Source organism: Xanthobacter dioxanivorans, assembly GCF_016807805.1.
In the GTDB taxonomy this organism is placed as follows: domain Bacteria; phylum Pseudomonadota; class Alphaproteobacteria; order Rhizobiales; family Xanthobacteraceae; genus Xanthobacter; species Xanthobacter dioxanivorans.
The window spans coordinates 5,057,839-5,075,678 of sequence record NZ_CP063362.1 but is presented as its reverse complement, the minus strand read 5'-3'; the positions used below and the strand labels follow the sequence as shown (position 1 = coordinate 5,075,678).

General features: G+C 69.2%; 14 protein-coding genes and 1 pseudogene. 14 read left to right on the top strand and 1 reads right to left on the bottom strand.

Annotated elements, in window-relative coordinates:
* The first annotated feature begins 359 nt into the window (after positions 1–359).
* From EZH22_RS23570 to EZH22_RS32445, 4 genes and pseudogenes are all read left to right on the top strand, one after another.
* Complete coding sequence (locus EZH22_RS23570) at positions 360–1,358, top strand: ABC transporter substrate-binding protein (protein ID WP_203192830.1); 999 nt, start codon at positions 360–362, stop codon at positions 1,356–1,358.
* Between the two features lie 7 nt (positions 1,359–1,365).
* A complete protein-coding gene (locus tag EZH22_RS23565) occupies positions 1,366–1,788 on the top strand; it encodes a hypothetical protein (RefSeq protein WP_203192829.1) in 423 nt (140 codons plus the stop codon).
* Positions 1,789–1,791: 3 nt separating this feature from the next.
* Positions 1,792–2,121 (top strand): annotated as a pseudogene (locus EZH22_RS32970) (ATP-binding cassette domain-containing protein); the annotation flags it as partial.
* Positions 2,093–2,563 (top strand): ATP-binding cassette domain-containing protein, encoded by a 471-nt coding sequence (locus EZH22_RS32445; protein WP_269902891.1) that lies wholly within the window; start codon positions 2,093–2,095, stop codon positions 2,561–2,563. The pseudogene EZH22_RS32970 and the gene EZH22_RS32445, both read left to right, overlap by 29 nt.
* Here the strand turns inward: EZH22_RS32445 and EZH22_RS23555 are convergent.
* Entirely contained in the window at positions 2,556–3,500 is a 945-nt protein-coding gene (locus EZH22_RS23555) for an NAD(P)/FAD-dependent oxidoreductase (protein ID WP_203192828.1), read from the bottom strand. The two genes, EZH22_RS32445 and EZH22_RS23555, sit on opposite strands and share 8 nt — an antisense overlap.
* 374 nt (positions 3,501–3,874) lie before the next feature.
* On the opposite strand from EZH22_RS23555, the gene EZH22_RS23550 reads away from it, so the two are divergent.
* From EZH22_RS23550 to EZH22_RS23505, 10 genes are all read left to right on the top strand, one after another.
* Positions 3,875–4,246 (top strand): hypothetical protein, encoded by a 372-nt coding sequence (locus tag EZH22_RS23550; protein ID WP_203192827.1) that lies wholly within the window; start codon positions 3,875–3,877, stop codon positions 4,244–4,246.
* A gap of 498 nt (positions 4,247–4,744) precedes the next feature.
* Complete coding sequence (locus EZH22_RS23545; RefSeq protein WP_203192826.1) at positions 4,745–5,353, top strand: TRAP transporter small permease subunit; 609 nt, start codon at positions 4,745–4,747, stop codon at positions 5,351–5,353.
* A 49-nt stretch (positions 5,354–5,402) separates the two neighbouring features.
* The gene (locus EZH22_RS23540; RefSeq protein WP_203192825.1) at positions 5,403–7,292 is read left to right on the top strand and encodes a TRAP transporter large permease; all 1,890 of its coding nucleotides are present in this window, start codon (positions 5,403–5,405) and stop codon (positions 7,290–7,292) included.
* Positions 7,293–7,386: 94 nt separating this feature from the next.
* Entirely contained in the window at positions 7,387–8,475 is a 1,089-nt protein-coding gene (locus tag EZH22_RS23535) for a TRAP transporter substrate-binding protein (RefSeq protein ID WP_203192824.1), read from the top strand.
* 60 nt (positions 8,476–8,535) lie between these two features.
* The gene (locus tag EZH22_RS23530) at positions 8,536–10,917 is read left to right on the top strand and encodes a xanthine dehydrogenase family protein molybdopterin-binding subunit (RefSeq protein WP_203192823.1); all 2,382 of its coding nucleotides are present in this window, start codon (positions 8,536–8,538) and stop codon (positions 10,915–10,917) included.
* Positions 10,914–11,735 (top strand): FAD binding domain-containing protein, encoded by an 822-nt coding sequence (locus EZH22_RS23525; RefSeq protein ID WP_203192822.1) that lies wholly within the window; start codon positions 10,914–10,916, stop codon positions 11,733–11,735. Before EZH22_RS23530 ends, EZH22_RS23525 begins: the two co-directional genes overlap by 4 nt.
* A complete protein-coding gene (locus tag EZH22_RS23520; RefSeq protein ID WP_203192821.1) occupies positions 11,732–12,859 on the top strand; it encodes a 2Fe-2S iron-sulfur cluster-binding protein in 1,128 nt (375 codons plus the stop codon). The genes EZH22_RS23525 and EZH22_RS23520 overlap by 4 nt, the downstream gene beginning before the upstream one ends.
* Positions 12,860–12,940: 81 nt before the next feature.
* Complete coding sequence (locus tag EZH22_RS23515) at positions 12,941–15,802, top strand: FAD-dependent oxidoreductase (protein ID WP_203192820.1); 2,862 nt, start codon at positions 12,941–12,943, stop codon at positions 15,800–15,802.
* Between the two features lie 12 nt (positions 15,803–15,814).
* On the top strand, positions 15,815–16,336 hold the full coding sequence (locus tag EZH22_RS23510) for an aromatic-ring-hydroxylating dioxygenase subunit beta (RefSeq protein WP_203192819.1): 522 nt from the start codon (positions 15,815–15,817) through the stop codon (positions 16,334–16,336).
* Between the two features lie 2 nt (positions 16,337–16,338).
* Complete coding sequence (locus EZH22_RS23505; RefSeq protein WP_203192818.1) at positions 16,339–17,757, top strand: amidase; 1,419 nt, start codon at positions 16,339–16,341, stop codon at positions 17,755–17,757.
* The last annotated feature ends 83 nt before the right edge of the window (positions 17,758–17,840 follow it).

Below are 17,840 nucleotides of genomic sequence, written 5' to 3'. Positions count from 1 at the left end.
CCCGCCGGGGAAAGCGCACGTTATCCGATCAAGGCGGTGCCGCCCGGTCGGCGCATGCTCTTGCGCCGCGATCTTGCCACTCCGCTGCGCCCTTGGCCACGGCGCCGTGCGCTGGGCCCCGGCTCTCCTTGCGCTGACGCTCCAGTCGGCCGGAGCACGGGGGCGGTACGGTTCCCCGGACCGGCGAAGGCGCAGCCTGAGCGCCGAGCCGGGCCCAGGGGAAAGGTTCGCGCAGCGGGCGATCGAAGCGGCGAAGCGTCGCCCCTCGGGGAGATCCCAAGTTTGTTCTTTATATCTACATGGATATAGGAATAGCCTTGCTGCTTTCAGCGACGGCCTCATTTCTCGGGGGATTGCTCATGAACGGATTGCTCACCCGGCGCCAACTCGTCGGCGGTCTCGGCCTGTCGGCGGCCGGCGTATTCGCGGGCGCCTCGCCGCGCGCCTTCGCCAAGCCCGCCACCGGCATCGAGATCCTCGGCGCGCCCAACGGCTCCACCATCGTGCTGCTGCGCCTGTTGCAGTCCGGCGCGCTGGAGGCCTCAGCCCCCGGCGCCAGCTTCCGCCTGTGGCGGGATACGGACGAGCTGCGGGCCGCCATCGTCTCCGGCCGCACCAGCCTGTTCACCACCCCCACCCACGTCCCGGCGAACCTCGCCAATCGGGGCATGCCCCTGAAGCTCCTCGCCATCCTCTCCATGGGCCACCTGTTCGTGGTCTCCGGCGACGCGGGCATCGCCTCGTTCAAGGACCTCGCCGGCAAGGAGTTGGTCGGCTTCTTCAAGAACGACATGCCGGACCTCGTCTTCCGCTCCATCGCCAAGGGCCATGGCATGGACCCGGACAAGGACATGACCATCACCTATGTGCGCACGCCCATGGAGGCGGCGCAGATGCTGGCCGCCGGGCGCGCCACCACCGCCATCCTCTCCGAGCCGCCGGCCACCGCCGCCATCATGATGGCGAAGAAGGAGGGCCGTATCCTCAACCGCGCCGTCAGCCTGCAGGAGGAATGGAAGCAGCAGCATAACGGCCTCGGCCTGCCCATGGCCGGCATCGCTGTCCACGAGCGTCTCATCGAGGAGAGCCCGGAGCTCCTCGCCGCCCTCGGGGCCGGCCTGCCCGGCGCCCGCGACTGGGTCATGGCGAACAAGGCGGAGGCCGGCGCCCTCGCCGAGCAGAAGATGGACGTGAAGGCCCACATGTTCGCCAGCGCCCTCGATCATTTCAACGTGGTGGCCGAAGGGGCGGCGAGCCTGAAGCCAGGCCTCGTCGCCTTCTACGAGGCGCTGCTCGCCCTCCAGCCGGAGGCCCTCGCCGGCAAGCTGCCGCCCGACAGCTTCTACCTGAACCTGTGAGGCGGGCATGGCAGCCGAGCCCCGGCGGCCGCTGGCTGCCGTCTTCTGGGGATTTTTCGGCCTGGCGCTGCTCGCCGCCGCCTGGCAGGCGGGCGCCGTCGCGTTCGGGCCCTTCGTCCTGCCCACCTTGACGGAGACGGGGCACGCCATGTGGCGGCTGGTGGCGAGCGGGACGGCGGGGCCGGCCCTCGGCGCGACCATCGCCCACGCTCTGGGCGGCTGCCTCGCCGGGGGCGCGGTGGGGCTGGTCCTGGGGATCGCCGGCGGCATCGCCACGGCGCGCGCCCATTTCGACCTTCCGGAAACCATGGCGTGGATCGTCCTCGCCGTCCTCGTGCTGCTCCTCGCCGATGTGCTCCTGCTCGCGCCGCTGCGCGGCTGGCGGGCGATGCGCGGGGGCCGGCCGGCCGCCCCGCCGGTGGAGGCCTGAGGCATGCTGGCGCTCGAAGGCCTGCGCCTGTCCTTCGGCGGGGTGCCGGTGCTCGCCGGCATCGACCTTGAGGTGCGCCCCGGCGAACTGGTGGTGCTGCTCGGGCGATCCGGCTGCGGCAAGACCTGCCTGCTGCGCCTTGCCGCCGGCATGGACGCGGCCGACACCGGCCGGGTGGCCAACGGCTTTCGCCGCACGGCCATGGTGTTCCAGGAGCCGCGCCTCCTGCCGTGGGCCCGACGCGCGGGACAATGCCGCCTTCGGCCTCAAGGCTCTGGGCGTGCCCCGATCCGAGCGGCGGGCAATGGCGCAGGCCATCCTGGCCCGCCTCGGCTTCTCCTCCGGCGACCTGGGCAAGCGTCCGGCGGCGCTCTCCGGCGGCATGCAGCAGCGCGTCGCCATCGCCCGCGCCTTCGCGCTCCGGCCCGACCTGGTGCTGATGGACGAGCCGTTCTCCGCCCTCGACGTGGGGCTGCGGCAGGACCTGCAATCCCTGCTGCGGGCCGAGGTGGAGGGGGCGGGGGCGGGGGCGCTGTTCGTCACCCACGACATCACCGAGGCCGTGCGCCTCGCCGATCGCATCGTGGTGCTCGCGCCGCGCCCCGCCCGCGTGGTGGCGGACCTGCCGCAGCTGCCGGTCTCGCCGGAAGCCGGGCCGGAAGCGGTGTTCGAGGCGGCCGCCGCCTTGCTGCGGCGGCCGGAGGTGGCGGCGGCCCTCGCCGCGCCGGCGGCGGCTGGCGCGGCATTCCGGCCAAGCCGCATCCTGTTCACCTAAGGCGCTGCGGCGGCTCGGCCCGCGCGGGATCGCCGGAAGGCGCCGACCGCCGGACGCGCTCGGCGAAGCGGGCGACGGCGTCCTGCTCCAGCGTCCGCTGGATGGCCTTGGCCGCCACCACGCCATCGGCCATGGAGGTGACGCAGCACGGATGCATGCGCTGGGCGATCTCGCCGATGGCGTAGAGGTCGGGGACGGAGGTCTCGCAATCGGCGCTGGTCTCCACGAAGCCGCGGGAGCTGTGGGCGAGACCGAGGTGGCGCGCGTAGGGCAGATAGGGCTCCCAGCCGTAGAACACCAGGATGCGGTCGTAACGCTGGCTGGCGACGGACGGGACATCCGGCGCCACCGGATAGGCGCCGATGCGCACGTCCGCCGGCGGCACCTTCTCCAGGAACTCGCGGCGCGCGCGGATGGTGCGGGCGAAGATGGTGACGCGGGTGGCTCCGCGCTTGCGCACGAAGATATAGTTCTCGAAGGCATTGTCGCCGCCGCCGAGGATGGCCACCGACTGGCCCTCGAACTCGGCATGGAACATGGTGCGGCCAGGCCCGATGATCACCCCGTCCGACGCGGTGAAGCCGCCCTTCACCGGCCGGACGCCCGAGGCCAGCACCGCCGTGCGCGCCAGGATGATCTCTCCTCCCGCCGTGGTGACGCGGAAGCCGCCTTCCACCACTTCGAGCGCGGTAACCGCCTCGCTGAGGCGGCAGACGATGTCGTGTTCGAGCACATGGCGGTGGATGTCGGCGGCGACCTCGAGGCCGGTGCGGTTGAGCACCGGGGCGATCCATTGGTTGGGGTAGGGGTTGTCGTTCTGCAGGCCGCCGAGCACGGGGCGGCGCTCGACGATGCAAGGGCGGAAGCCGAGCATCTTCAGCCACAGGGCGCAGGACGCCCCGGCCGGTCCCCCTCCGATGATCACCGCGTCGAACATGTCCCTGCCACCCGCGCCGCCGCTGGCGCCGCCCCAAGCTTAAGCGAGGAGAGGCATCGCGGCTACCGTCCGCCGCCGAGCTCCACGGCGGCGGACGCGCGGCGGATCAGGTCGACCTTGGCGGTGCGCCTTCCGTCGCGGGGAGATGCGAAGTTTGTCCGTGCATTTAGTCAGTACACAGTCGTTTTCCTGCCTGCGGAGAAGTCAAATCCGCACCAAATATGCGCGGAAAACAGTCGATATGCCCATACCGGCGGCATCTTGGGTGAATTCTGATGTGGCGCATTGACGGCCGAATTAATCAGTGTACATCTTTATTCGAGTCCGCCGGAAGGCGGCTCGTCCAATGTCCAGGGACACTGAGGGAGGCCGGCATGGCGCAGGAGCCGCTCGCGACGAAGGGCAACTACCTTCATATCTATGACTTCACCATCCACCCCGGCGTGGAGGAGGAGTTCATCCGCGAGTTCGAGGCGTTCGATTATTCGGATGGCAACCCCATGCACAAGTCATGGGCGCAGGTTAAGGATGGTGTTCTCCTTCGGGATGAAGAAGATCCGCTTCGCTTCTATCTCATCGCGGAGTGGAAGGATATCGAGGAGCACGCGCGCATCCGCAGGATCCTCGCCGAAGACATCAAGCCCAGCTTTATCCGCCATATCGTCGGCGGCAAGTTCATTCCGCGCTACGCCAAGGTCGTGTCCAGCACGCCGGAAGAGATCTTGAACAAGGCGGCGGAAGGCTGAGGGCAGCTTGGGAAGAGGGCGATTGCGCGCACGGCGTCGTTGCCCGTCTTTTCATCGCCCGTCTTTTCTTGGTCGCTCTTTTCTTGGCCGGGCGTGTCCCGGCCAGCCCCGCCCGGCGGCCGGGACGTCCTTTGTGAAGCCGCCGAGGCGGTCCGGGGTGGATGCCTGAGGACATGGAGGTGGCGTGCTGAACGGTGCGGGTGATCGGATCATTCTGGCTGGGACGGCCGAAGGTAAGCTTGTGTTGCGCAGTAAATATGTTGGACTATTATTAAAATAATATTTAAATAATTCTGCATTTGTTGTTGTATTATTATGCAGCGTTTCGCTGCATTTAAGCTCATCTGGGGCCATAAGGTGTTTGAGGCGCCCTAGAAAGATTGGAATAATACTTATTATTTATCTGATCCGTGTTTGCGTCAAATGGGGCGTGCCGAGCCTGAACTGTCAGGGCGCGCCCGGTCCGGTCGGCCGACGTCTTGAATCGGGAGCGTGGGCGTGAAGAAATTCCTTGGTCTGGCCTTTGCCATCGATCGCCTGAATGCCTTCGTCGGGCGGGTCGCCTGCTGGGCGATCCTCGTGGCCATCATCGTTTCGGCCGTCAATGCGGTGGTGCGCAAGGCGTTCGGCGTCTCGTCCAATGCCTGGCTGGAACTGCAATGGTACCTGTTCGGCGCCGTGTTCATGCTGTGCGCGCCGTGGACGCTGCAGCTGAACGAGCACATCCGCATCGACATCGTCGCCAGCAAGCTGTCCAAGCGGGTCACCAACATCATCGAGGTGTTCTGCCACGTCTTCTTCCTGATGGTCTTCTGCGGCCTGATGGTATGGCTGTGCATTCCCTTCGTGCTGAACTCCCTGGCCTCGGCGGAGGCGTCGGTGAATGCGGGCGGGCTCATTTTGTGGCCGGCCAAAGCGCTCATCCTTCTGGGCTTCGCCCTCGTCTTCCTGCAGGGCGTCGCCGAGCTGATCAAGCGCGTGGCCATCATGCGCGGAGCGCTTCAGGAGGATGCCGCCGCGGACCTCCACGAGGCGGAGGCCGAGCGCATCCTCCATGAGCTCGCCAACGTCGATCCGCGCATCTCGCAGGGCGGGATGCAGCCATGAGCGCGCGCCACCTCTCCTGCCTGTCCGAACGCTGCGGGTCCGTCGTCCGATGACGCTCTTCATCGCCCAGAACCTGGCGCCCATCATGTTCGCGACGCTGGTCGCGTTCATGCTGCTCGGCTATCCGGTGGCCTTCGCGCTGGCGGCCAACGGGCTGCTCTTCTTCTTCATCGCGGTGGAGCTCTCGCCCTACGCGCCGGAGACGATCACGCTCTCCTGGCCGCTGCTGCAGGCGCTGCCGGAGCGGGTGTTCGGCACCATGTCGAACGAGGTGCTGCTCGCTATCCCGTTCTTCACCTTCATGGGGCTGGTGCTGGAGCGCTCCGGCATGGCGGAGGACCTGCTGGAGACCATCGGCCAATTGTTCGGCATGGTGCGCGGCGGCCTCGCCTATGCGGTGATCTTCGTCGGCGCGCTACTCGCCGCGACCACCGGCGTGGTGGCAGCCTCGGTCATTTCCATGGGCCTCATCTCACTGCCGATCATGCTGCGCTACGGCTATGACCGGCGCCTCGCCTCCGGCGTCATCGCGGCATCGGGCACGCTGGCGCAGATCATCCCGCCCTCCCTCGTGCTCATCGTGATGGCCGACCAGCTCGGTCGCTCGGTGGGCGACATGTATGACGGCGCCTTCCTCCCCGGCCTCATATTGGCCGGGCTCTACGCTCTGTTCGTCTTCCTCGTCACCCTCGTGTCGCCCAAATCGGCGCCGGGCCTGCCGCCGGAGGCGCTCACCTGCCGCGAGCCGTCCGGAGCGCGTGGCGTGTGGCAGCTCGGCGTGCTGGTGGCCTTCTCCACCGTGGTCGCCATCCTGGTGATGCGCGATACGCAGGTGAAGCCCGGGGCGGACTTCGTCATCCTCTCCATCTGCATCGCCACGGTGGTGGCGCTGGTCTCGGCCCTGTTCAACCGCTTCCTCGGGGCGCATCGGCTCGGCCTGTCGGCGGTGCTGACGGCGGCTGTCGCGGTGGCCTATGTGGCCGCGGGCCGTAGCGGGCATCCGACGCTCGCGCTCTTCGCCGACCTCGTCGGCGCGGGCGTGCTCTATGCCTTCCTCGCCGGGGCGGTGGAGCGTGCCACCGGCGTGTGCCTCGTCTCGCGCATGGCGGAGCGGGTCACCTTCGTGATGGTGCCGCCGCTGCTGCTCATCTTCCTGGTGCTGGGCACCATCTTCCTCGGCGTCGCGACCCCCACGGAGGGCGGCGCCATGGGTGCGGTGGGGGCCATGGTGCTCGCCGCCCTGAAGCGCCGGCTGGAGCGCAATCCGGCGCGCTTCTCGCTCTCCATCATCACCCAGGCGACGCAGACCACCGCCAAGCTCTCCGCCTTCGCCATCTTCATCGTGCTGGGCGCGCGGGTGTTCTCGCTCACCTTCTACGGCATCAACGGCCACCTGTGGGTGGAGCACCTGCTCACCAGCCTGCCGGGCGGGCAGGTGGGCTTCCTGCTGTTCATCAATGCGCTGATCTTCTTCCTCGCCTTCTTCCTCGATTTCTTCGAGCTCGCCTTCATCATTATCCCGCTCATCGGGCCGGCGGCGGAGAAGCTCGGCATCGACCTCATCTGGCTGGGGGTGATGCTGGGCGTGAACATGCAGACCTCCTTCATGCACCCGCCCTTCGGCTTCGCGCTGTTCTATCTGCGCTCGGTGGCGCCGAAGGTGCCCTATCTCGACAAGATCACCGGCAAGCGCATGGAGCCCATCACCTCCGCCCAGATCTATTGGGGGGCCATCCCGTTCGTGGTGATCCAGCTGGTGATGGTCGGCCTCATCATCTTCTTCCCGCAGCTGGTGGTGCGCGACAGGGGCATGGGCGCCGTCAGCGACCCGGCCGCCGCCCAGCGCCAGCTCGACGGCCTCGATGGCCCCGGCGCTCTGCCCGGCCTGCCGGCCATGCCGGGCCTCGACGACCTGCCCAAGCCGGGGGCGGGGCTATGAGCGCCGCCCCCTTCTCCACCTTCCGCAGCACCGTCATCCGCAAGATCCGGTTCTCACCGTCCGGATCGCTCAAGCAACAATGAGGGGAACCAGGATGAAGCGACGTACATTCCTCACCGGCATCGCGGCGGGCGCCGGCGCCACCGCCGTTGCCGCCCCGGCGCTCGCGCAGGGGCAGCCGTCGGTCAAGTGGCGCATGGCCACCAGCTGGCCGAAGAGCCTCGATACCATGTATGGCTCGGCGGTGGCCATGTGCCAACGCATCTCCGAGCTCACCGAGGGCAAGTTCGAGGTGATGCCGTTCGCCGGCGGCGAGATCGTCGGCGCCACCCAGGTGTTCGACGCCACCAAGAACAAGACGGTCGAGTGCTCCCACACCCTCACCTCGTTCTTTACCGGCAAGAACCCGGCCTATGCCTTCGACGGCGGTATTGCCTTCGGCACCAACGCCCGCCAGCAGAACGCCTGGTATTACTATGGCGGCGGCAAGGCCCTCATCCAGGAACTGTTCGGCAAGGAGAACATGGTCTCCTTCCCGTGCGGCAATACCGGCGTGCAGATGGGCGGCTGGTACCGCAAGGAAATCAAGGGCCTGGAGGACCTCCAGGGCCTCAAGATGCGCATCGCCGGCCTCGGCGGCCGCATCCTCTCCAAGCTCGGCGTCGTGCCGCAGCAGATCCCGCCCGGCGACATCTATCCCTCGCTGGAGCGCGGCACCATCGACGCGGCCGAATGGATCGGCCCCTATGACGACGAGAAGCTCGGCTTCAACAAGGTGGCGAAATACTACTACACCCCGGGCTGGTGGGAGGGCAGCGCCCAGATCACCACGCTTGCCAACAAGGAGGCGTTCGACGCCCTGCCGCCGCTCTACAAGGTCGCGTTCGAGACCGCGGCCACCGAACAGAACCTGATGATGCTCGCCAACTACGACACCAAGAACCCGGAGGCCCTGCGCCGCCTGCTCGGCGCCGGCATCGAGCTGCGCGCCTTCCCGCAGCCGGTGATGGAGGCGGTCTACAAGGCCACCACCGAGACCTTCGCCGAGGTCGCGGCCTCCAATGCCGAGTTCAAGAAGATCTACGAGCCGTGGAAGACCTTCCTGAACGAATCCAACGCCTGGATGCGCGTCGCGGATTATCGCCTCGACAGCTTCCGCTTCGCGGCGCCCAAATGGCCCTGACACGCGGCTGACGGACGGGAGCGGGGCGGCAAGGCCGTCCCGCATGAAAAGGGAACGGCCATGGCGGTGGATCACAGGGTGGTTGAGGGCGAGGGGGTCGGCGCACGCGTCCGCCGCAAGGAGGATCACCGCCACCTCATGGGCCGCGGGCGGTTCGCCGGCGACATCCGCATGCCGGGCATGTGCGACGTGGCCTTCCTGAGGAGCCCGGTCGCCCATGCCCGCATCCTCTCGGTGGCCAAGCCGCGGGGGCGCGAGGACCGGGTGTTCACATCCCTGGACGCGGTGGGGGTGGGCGACATCGTCACCCGCTCCACCATTCCCGGCTACAAGCTCTCCGCCCATCCGCCGCTGGCGCGGGACAAGGTGCGTTTCGTCGGCGACATCGTCGCCATGGCCTATGCCCCGACCCGCGCCGAGGCGGAGGATTTGTGCGAGGCGACGGAATTCGACTACGAGGAGCTTCCCGTCGTCGTCGATTGCGCCACCGGGCGCGCGCCGGGCTCGGCGCTGCTGCACGAGGCGTGGGGCGACAACCTCTTCCTCGAAACCAGCTTCGATTCCGGCGGCATGGACGAGGTGGCCCGCACCGCGCCGGTGAAGGTGGAGAAGCGCTTCCGCACCGGCCGCCAGTGCATGCACCCCATGGAGGGCAAGGGCCTCGTCGCCTGGTGGGATTTCCAGGCGAACCTGCTGGTGGTGCACACCTCCACCCAGGTGCCGCACATGATCCGCACCGGCCTCGCCGAGACGCTGGGCATTCCCGAAGGCCAGATCCGCATCGCCCCGCCGGACGTGGGCGGCGGCTTCGGCTACAAGTGCCTGCTCCAGCCGGAGGAGATCCTGGTGGCGTGGCTGGCGCTCACCCTGAAGCGCCCGTTCCGCTGGATCGAGGACCGGCGCGAGCACCTCACCGCCGGCGCCAATGCCCGCGAGCATGAGTACGTCATCACCGCCTATGCGGACGAGCGCGGCCGGCTGCTGGGGCTCGACGCGGAAGTCAGCGTGAATGTGGGCGCCTATTCGGTCTGGCCCTTCACCGCGTGCCTGGAGGCGGCGCAGGCCGGCGGCAACCTGCCGGGGCCGTACATCTGGCCGGTCTATCGCTGCAAGACCTGGTCGGTGGCCACCAACAAGCCGCCGTTTGCGCCCTATCGCGGCGTGGCGCGGCCGGGCGTGTGCTTCGCCATGGAGCTGACCATCGACGCCATCGCTGCCGCCGTAGGGCGCGAGGCGGTGGACGTGCGGGCGGAGAACCTCGTGCCGGGCTCGGCCATGCCCTACACCAACATCACCAAGAAGTATTACGACAGCGGCGACTATCCCGCCTCGCTGGCCACCGCGCGCGAGATGATCGGCTTCGATGCCGTGCGCGAACGCCAGAAGACGCGGGAGCCGGACGGGCGGCTCATCGGCGTCGGCTTCTCAACCTATACGGAGCAGTCCGCCCACGGCACCAAGGTGTTCGCCTCCTGGGGCACGCCCCTGGTGCCGGGCTATGAGCAGGCCACCATCCGCCTCAACCCCGATGGCAGCGCCGACGTGCGGGCCGGCATCCACACCATCGGCCAGGGGCTGGAGACGACGCTGGCGCAGATGGCGAGCGAGATCCTCACCCTTCCGGTGGCGCAGATCCGCGTCATCCTCGGCGACACCGCGACCACGCCCTTCTCCACCGGCGCCTATGCCTCGCGCGGCATCGTCATGGCCGGCGGCGCGGTCTCGCGCACCGCCGAGAAGCTGGCGGAGAAGGTGAAGGCTCTGGCCGCGCACCTGCTGCAATGCACGCCCGCCGACATCCGCTTCGACAAGGGCGTGATCCACGGCCTGAACGGCTCCACCACCTTCGCCGAGGTGGCGCGGGCCTGGTACACGACGCCGGAAGTCCTGCCCGACACCGTGGACACCGGCGGCCTCGAAGTGACCGAGGGCTACAAGCCGCAGGTGGATACGGGCCTGTTCTCCTATGCCACCCACGCCGCCCTGGTGGCGGTGGACCCGGCGACCGGCGCCACCGAGATCCTCGACTATGTGGTGGTGGAAGACTGCGGGCGCATGGTGAACCCCATGATCGTCGAGGGGCAGGCCTATGGCGGCGTCGCCCAGGGCATCGGCACGGCGCTGTTCGAGGAGAGCACCTACGACGCCGAAGGCCAGCCGCTCGCCTCCACCCTCATCGATTATCTGCTGCCCGGCCCCACCGAGTTGCCGAAGACGCGCATCGCCCACACCGAGACGCTCTCGCCGTTTTCCGCCCACGGCATCAAGGGGGTGGGGGAAGGCGGCGCCATCGCCCCCGCCGGGGCGATCGTGAACGCCATGAACGATGCCCTGCGCGGGCTCGGCGCCGTGCTCTGCGAGATCCCGGCGACGCCCGACCGGGTGCTCGCGGCCATCGCCGCGGCCAAGGGCCCGGACACGAGCGGACGGAGCGCCGCATGAAGCCCGCAGCTTTCGATCTGACCCTCGCCACCAGCCTCGACCAGGCCCTCGCGGCACTTGCGGGGGAGGGGGCGAAGCCCGTCTCCGGCGGCTGCTCGCTGGGCCCCATGCTGAATTTGCGCCTCGCGCGCCCCGCTGCCCTGGTGGACCTGCGCCGCGTCGGCGAGCTGCGCACGCTGACACGCGGCACGGATTTCCTGGAGATCGGCGCCGGCTGGACCCATGCCGAGATCGAGGATGGCGTGGTGCCGGACGTGACCGCCGGCCTGATGCGCCGGGTGGCCCACGGCATAGCCTATCGCGCGGTGCGCAACCGCGGCACGATCGGCGGCAGCCTGGCCCACGCGGACCCGGCGGCGGACTGGATTTCCACCTTGAGCGTGCTCGATGCCCGCCTCGTCATCCGCAGCAAGGCCGGCACGCGCGAGAGCGCCATGGGCGATTTCATGATCGCCGCCTATACCACGACTCTTCAGCCCGACGAGGTGCTCGCCGCCGTGCGCGTGCCCGTGCTCTCGGCCGGGGCGAAGGTCGGCTACCACAAGCTCTGCCGCAAGACCGGCGAGTTCGCCCAGGCCATCGGCGCCGTGGTGGTGGATGGCGCGCGGGGCTTCGCGCGGGTGGTGGCGGGAGCGGTGGAGGCGCCGCCGCTGGTGCTGCCTGGTGCGAGCGAAGCCCTCGGCGCCGGGGATGCGGCCGGCGCATTGGCAAAGGCCGAAGAGGAAATCGAGGCGGCGCTGGCCGGCCATCCGGAGGCGTTCCGCGCCATCCACAAGGTGGCCGTCGCGCGTGCCTTCAGCGATGCGGGGATCGCATGAACGCCATTACCCTCACCGTCAACGGCGAGCGCATCAGCGCTTTGGTGGAGCCGCGCATCCACCTTGCGGACTTCCTGCGCGAGCAATTGTCGCTCACCGGCACGCATCTGGGCTGCGAGCAGGGGGTCTGCGGCGCCTGCACCGTGCTCATCGACGGCAGGCCGCAGCGCTCCTGCATCGCCGCCGCTGCCGCCTGCGACGGGGCGGACGTGCGCACCATCGAGGGCTTCGACGCCGACCCCGTCATGGGCGAGCTGCGCGAGGCTTTTTCCGAGCATCACGCGCTTCAGTGCGGTTTCTGCACGCCCGGCATGCTCATCTCCTCGCGGGACATCGTGACCCGGCTGGGCGAGAGCTCCGAGCGGACGGTGCGCGAGGAGCTCAGCGGCAATCTCTGCCGCTGCACCGGCTATGTGGGCATCGTCAACGCCGTTTGCGCCGTCTCCGCCGGCAAGGCGCCCGCCGCCGCGTGCGTGCCGGCTCCGGAGGTGGCGGTCGCGGAAGTCGCGCGCGCAGCCGCGCCGGTGAAGCCTCCCGTGGCACAGCCGGCCCCCGCCGCCGTGTCGGCGGTGGGGCCGGGCGGGAGCGAGATCCGCCAGAGCGTGCATATCGATGCGGCCCCCGAGGCGGTATGGGCGGCGCTGAAGGACATGGACCTCCTCGCCCTCTGCCTGCCGGGGGCGCAGATCACGTCCTTCGACGGCGAGCGGGTGGAAGGCCGCATGGTGGTGACCTTCGGCCCCATCAAGGCCTCCTTCGGCGGCGAGGCGACGGTCGCGTTCGATGACACCGCTCATACCGGTCTGGTCACAGGTTCAGGCAAGGACGGCGGCTCAGGCTCGCAGGCCAGGGGCGAGATCGCCTTCGCCCTGAAGCCGGGTGCGGATGGCGGCTCGGACCTCGACGTGGCGCTGCGCTATCGCATCACCGGGCCGCTGGCCCAGTTCTCGCGCGGCGCGCTGGTGCAGAACCTGGTGGGGCATCTCACCGGCGTCTTCGCCGGCAACCTCGCGGCCGCGCTGGGCGGCCGTGCGCCGGTGGCGCAGCCGGCGGGGCTAAGCGCCTTCGGCCTGCTGGCGGCGAGCCTGCGCGGCTGGCTGCGCCGCCTCTTCGGCGGCAGCTGACGCGGGCGTGAACGCTCGATGCTTGTGCCTGGAAAAATGAAAAGTACACTGACTAAAATCGAGATGTGAGGGAACAACGCCATGGCCTGGCGGAAGGTGGCTCGGTTTGATGCGCTGCGCGACGGCGGGGTGACCGGCGTGGAGGTGGAGGGGGTGCCCGTCGCCCTGTTCCGCATGGGCGAGGCCGTGCACGCGACCCATGGCATTTGCACCCACGCTCTGGCTTTCCTCAAGGACGGCTATGTGGAGGACGGCACCATCGAGTGCCCCCTGCACCAGGGCGTCTTCGACATCCGCACCGGCCGCGCCCTGTGCGCGCCGCTGACGAAGGACCTCGCCACCTATGCCGCAAGGGTGGAGGCGGGGGAGGTCTTTGTGGATCTCGAATTAAGCAGTGTACAACGTAATTTGGCGCCGGACGTGAGCGAAGGGACGGAAGAGGTCGCCGCTGTGGCGCTGCCGCCGCTGGTCATCGTCGGCGCCGGACAGGCCGCTGCCGCCGCCATTCGCGCCGCCCGTGCTGCCGGCCTTGCCGCCCCGATCCACCTTGTCGGCGACGAGGCGCATCTGCCCTATGAGCGCCCGCCCTTGTCCAAGGATGCGCTCGCCGGGACGTTCGGCCTCGCATCCGCCACCCGCCTGCCGGCGGAGGATGCGGCGACGCTCGACGTCGCCCTGCATCTGGGCGTCCGGGCCGAGGCGGTGGACCCTGACGCCCGCACGGTCACCCTTTCGGGCGGCACCGTCCTGGCCTACGGCGCGCTGCTTCTCGCCACGGGCGGGTCGGCGCGGCGGCTGGCGGTTCCCGGCGCGGACCTGCCGGGTGTCCATCATCTGCGCACCATCGAGGATGCGCAGGCCATCGCCGCGTCCCTGGCAACCGCCGGCCGCGTCGCGGTGGTGGGGGGTGGCTTCATCGGTCTGGAGCTCGCCTCCGCCGCCCGGGCGCGCGGCGCCGAGGTGGTGGTGCTGGAGCGCGAAGACGAGCTGATGGCCCGCCTGCTGCCGCCGGCCCTCGGTGCTGTCTTCCGCCGGGTGGCGGAAAAGGCCGGCGTGACCGTCCGCCGCGGCGTTGGCGTGGAGGCCATCGCGCAAGACGGCCGGGGGCTCGCCCTCGCCACTACGCTGGGGCCGGTTGAAGCCGATGTGGTTCTGGTCGGCGTCGGCCTGGTGCCGGAGACGGCGTTGGCGGAAGCGGCGGGCTGTGCGGTGGACGGCGGCATCGTGGTGGATGCGGCCGGGCGCACCAGCGTGCCGGACATCTTCGCGGCGGGCGACTGCGCGCTCCACCACGCCCCCATTCGGGGCCATCGCCGCCGGCTGGAGAGCTGGCAGAATGCCGAGGAACAAGGCGCCGCCGCCGGCCGCGCCATCGCCGGGGAGGTCGTCTCCCCCTCCGCGAAGGCGCCCTGGTTCTGGACCGACCAGTTCGGCCTCAACATCCAGATGGTAGGCACGCCCGGCGCCGCCGACGCGGTGGTGGTGAGCGGGGCGGACGGCACCGTTGGCGCCGTCTACCGCACGCTCGATCCCGAGACCGGGCGGGTCACGGCCGTGATCGCCTTCGACGATCCCGCCGCGATCCGCGCCGGCCGCGCCGAACTCGCCGCCGAGACCCCGTTCGACCCCGCCGCCCACGGCGCACGGCCCGTGGACGTCGCCGAAGACACTCCAGAGGAGGACGACATGAGCGCGAGCCCCGACGTCCAGTTCGCGAAGACCTATGTGTGGCCCGAGGAAGGCCTCTCCGTCATTCCGGACTGGGTCTATACTGACGATGCCATCTACCAGCGCGAGGTGGAGCGGATCTTCCATGGCCGCACCTGGAACTTCGTGGCGCTGGAATGCGAGGTCGAGAACCCCGGCGACTTCATTCGCTCCAATGTGGGCCCGACCCCGGTGGTGGTGGCCCGCGCCGAGGACGGCACGATCCACGCGTTCGAGAACCGCTGCGCCCACCGCGCCGCCGAGTTCTGCCGGGATTTGTCGGGCAACGCCAGGGAGTTCGTCTGCCCCTATCACCAGTGGTCCTACGACCTGAAGGGCAATCTGGTCGGGGTGCCGTTCCGCCGCGGCGTGGACGGCAAGGGCGGCATGCCGAAGGACTTCAAGCCCGCCGACCACGGCCTCAGGCAGCTCAACGTGACCACCCATCGCGGCGTGGTGTTCGCGTCCTACGTGGACGACATGGAGTCCTTCCCGGACTATCTCGGCCCCGAGGTGCTGCGCGAGTTCGAGGCCACCTTCGACGGGCGCAAGCTCAAGCTGCTCGGCCACTACCGCCATAGCCTGCCGGGCAACTGGAAGCTCTATCACGAGAACCTGAAGGACCCGTACCACGCAACGCTTCTGCACACCTTCCTCGTCACCTTCGGCCTCCTGGTGGCAGGCAACAAGTCGCTGATGCTGGCTGATCCCTCCGGCCGGCACGGGGTGATGGCCTCGGCCAAGTCGGATGCCACCGTCTCCGAGGACAAGAAGAAGGAGATGCGGGCCTACAAGGAAGGCATGACGCTGGAAGAGCCGCGCTTCATGAATTTCATCGACGAGTTCGACAGCCCCTGGTCGGTGACCATGGCCACCATCTGGCCGAACCTCATCGTCCAGCGGGAGATGAATACCCTCGGCATCCGCCACATCGTGCCCACGGGCCCGAACGAGTTCATCATGAAGTGGACCATGTTCGGCTTCGAGGGCGACGACGAGGAGATGACCCGCCACCGCCTGCGCCAGGGCAACCTGATGGGCCCGGCCGGCTTCCTCGGGTTGGAGGACAACGAGGCCATCAAGTTCGTGCAGGACGGCATGATCGGCGTGCCCGGCGGCGAGCATCTGGTGCAACTCGATCCGCAGGTGGAGGCCGGCACCTCCGACACCCTCATCTCGGAAGCGGCCATCCGCGCCATGTACCGCCACTGGCGCGACGCCATGGGCATCGCCTGAGGAGGCGCCGACATGCTGAGCACATCCCTGAAGCCGGCGCCGAGCCGGGACGACCTGATCTCCGCTTTGCTGCTGAAGGCGGAGGTGGAGGCCTTCAATGCCGCCTATTGCAGCGCCCTCGACGAACAGCGCCTCATGGACTGGGCCGAGCTGTTCACCAAGGACGGCTTCTACACCGTGGTCTCGCGTGAGAATTACGATCGCAAGCTGCCCGTCGGCCTCATCTATTGCGAGAACCGCGGCATGATCCGCGACCGGGCGTTCGCGCTGGAGAAGACCGCCATGTTCGCCCCGCGCTACCTGCGGCACATGGTGAGCAACCTGACGGTGGCGGAGGAAGAGGACGGCAGCTTTTCGGCCGCCGCCAACTACGTGGTGTTCCAGGTGCTGTTCGACCGTCCGGACGCAACCATCCATCAAGTGGGACGCTACATCGATCGCTTCCGGCGGACGGAGGAGGGGCTGAAGCTCGCCTCGCGCACCTGCGTCTATGACAGCCTGCTCATCGACAATGCCCTGTGCATCCCGGTGTGAGCATGCCGGCTGAAGGCCCGGCGGTCGCGCGCCTCGCGGCGGACCATGCGGCTGGGACGCGCACGGCGCGGGCCACGGTCGCCGAGGCGCTGCGCCGCGCCCATGCGGTTCAACCGGCCCTCAACCCCTTCGCCGTGATCGACGAGGCGGGCGCGCTGGCGGCGGCGGATGCGCTCGATGCGCGCATTGCGTCCGGCGAACGTATCGGTCCGCTGGCTGGCGTGCCGGTGAGCGTGAAGGACATCCTCGACTGCGCCGGCCTTCCCACGCGCTGGGGCTCGCCTTTGTTCGCCGATGCGCCACCGGCGCAGGTGGACATCACCGCCGTGGCACGGCTGAAGGCGGCGGGGGCGGTGGTCGTGGGCAAGACCACCACCACCGAATTCGCCCATGCCCCCCTCGGCTTCTCGCCGCTGATGGGGATGACGAGAAACCCGTTCAATCCCGCGCTGACCTGCGGCGGCTCCTCCTCCGGCGCGGGGGTGACCGTGGCCATGGGTGTCACGCCGGTGACGCTCGCCACCGATGCCGGCTGCTCCACCCGCCTGCCGGCGGCGGCGACCGGCGTCTACGGCTTCAAGCCGACGCTGGGCCTCGTGCCGCACGAGCGGGTGCCGGACGGGTTCGGCAGCTTCATCCATCTGGGCCTGCTGGCGCGGCATGTGGCGGACATCGCCGCCACCCTGCCGGTGGTGGCGGGGCCGGTGGCGGCCGATCCGTGGAGCCTGAAGGCTCCGCCCGCGCCGGCGCCGGAAGGATCGCCCCTCGCCGGCCGGCGGGTGGTGATGTGGATGCGCACCGGCAACCGCAAGGTGGCCGCCGAGGTGGAGGCCGCCACGCGCCGTGCGGCTTCGGTGCTGGAGGTCCTCGGCGCCACGGTGACGGAGGAGGCCTATGGCTTCGCCCATCCCGACCCCATCTGGACCACCCTCCAACAGACCAACTGGGCCATGCGCTTTTCCGCGACGCCCGACACGGAGATGGCGCGGCTGTCGCCCACGCTGCAGACCGGCATCGCGGCGGCGCGGGGCTACAGCGCGCTCGACCTGCAACGGGCGCAGGTGGCGCGCACGCTGCTGTTCCGGCAGGTGCAGGGGGTGATGGGGCGGGCGGATTTCATCCTCACGCCCTGCGTCTCCGCCCCGATGGTGGCGGCGGACTTCGATCTTGCCGGCCCCCTGGCGGTGGACGGGGAAGAGGTGGGCCTGCTGCGGGCGGAATGGACGACGGCGCTTTCCCTCTTCGACCTCACCGGGCATCCCGCCATCGCCCTGCCGGCGGGCGTGGCGGACAATGGCGGGCCGCTCGGCGTGCAACTGGTGGCCGGCTGGGGGGCGGACGCCCATCTCCTCGCCGCGGCCGCCGCGTTCGAGGCGGCGCTGCCGCCTCCCGTCTGTCCGGGCGCCTTCGCGCCGCTTTGAAGACCTCGCCCCCGGAAGACCTCGCCCCCGTCATGCCCCGGCTTGTCCGGGGCATCCACCTGGCCGAGCCTCGATCCCTGCCG

Bases quoted from the DNA above. Each gene is read 5' to 3' on its own strand.
- EZH22_RS32445 (WP_269902891.1), top strand. From the start codon at position 2,093: ATGGCGCAGGCCATCCTGGCCCGCCTCGGCTTCTCCTCCGGCGACCTG.
- EZH22_RS23515 (WP_203192820.1), top strand. From the start codon at position 12,941: ATGGCCTGGCGGAAGGTGGCTCGGTTTGATGCGCTGCGCGACGGCGGG.
- EZH22_RS23565 (WP_203192829.1), top strand. From the start codon at position 1,366: ATGGCAGCCGAGCCCCGGCGGCCGCTGGCTGCCGTCTTCTGGGGATTT.
- EZH22_RS23520 (WP_203192821.1), top strand. From the start codon at position 11,732: ATGAACGCCATTACCCTCACCGTCAACGGCGAGCGCATCAGCGCTTTG.
- EZH22_RS23555 (WP_203192828.1), bottom strand. From the start codon at position 3,500: ATGTTCGACGCGGTGATCATCGGAGGGGGACCGGCCGGGGCGTCCTGC.
- EZH22_RS23505 (WP_203192818.1), top strand. From the start codon at position 16,339: ATGCCGGCTGAAGGCCCGGCGGTCGCGCGCCTCGCGGCGGACCATGCG.
- EZH22_RS23540 (WP_203192825.1), top strand. From the start codon at position 5,403: ATGACGCTCTTCATCGCCCAGAACCTGGCGCCCATCATGTTCGCGACG.
- EZH22_RS23550 (WP_203192827.1), top strand. From the start codon at position 3,875: ATGGCGCAGGAGCCGCTCGCGACGAAGGGCAACTACCTTCATATCTAT.
- EZH22_RS23530 (WP_203192823.1), top strand. From the start codon at position 8,536: ATGGCGGTGGATCACAGGGTGGTTGAGGGCGAGGGGGTCGGCGCACGC.
- EZH22_RS23570 (WP_203192830.1), top strand. From the start codon at position 360: ATGAACGGATTGCTCACCCGGCGCCAACTCGTCGGCGGTCTCGGCCTG.
- EZH22_RS23510 (WP_203192819.1), top strand. From the start codon at position 15,815: ATGCTGAGCACATCCCTGAAGCCGGCGCCGAGCCGGGACGACCTGATC.
- EZH22_RS23535 (WP_203192824.1), top strand. From the start codon at position 7,387: ATGAAGCGACGTACATTCCTCACCGGCATCGCGGCGGGCGCCGGCGCC.
- EZH22_RS23525 (WP_203192822.1), top strand. From the start codon at position 10,914: ATGAAGCCCGCAGCTTTCGATCTGACCCTCGCCACCAGCCTCGACCAG.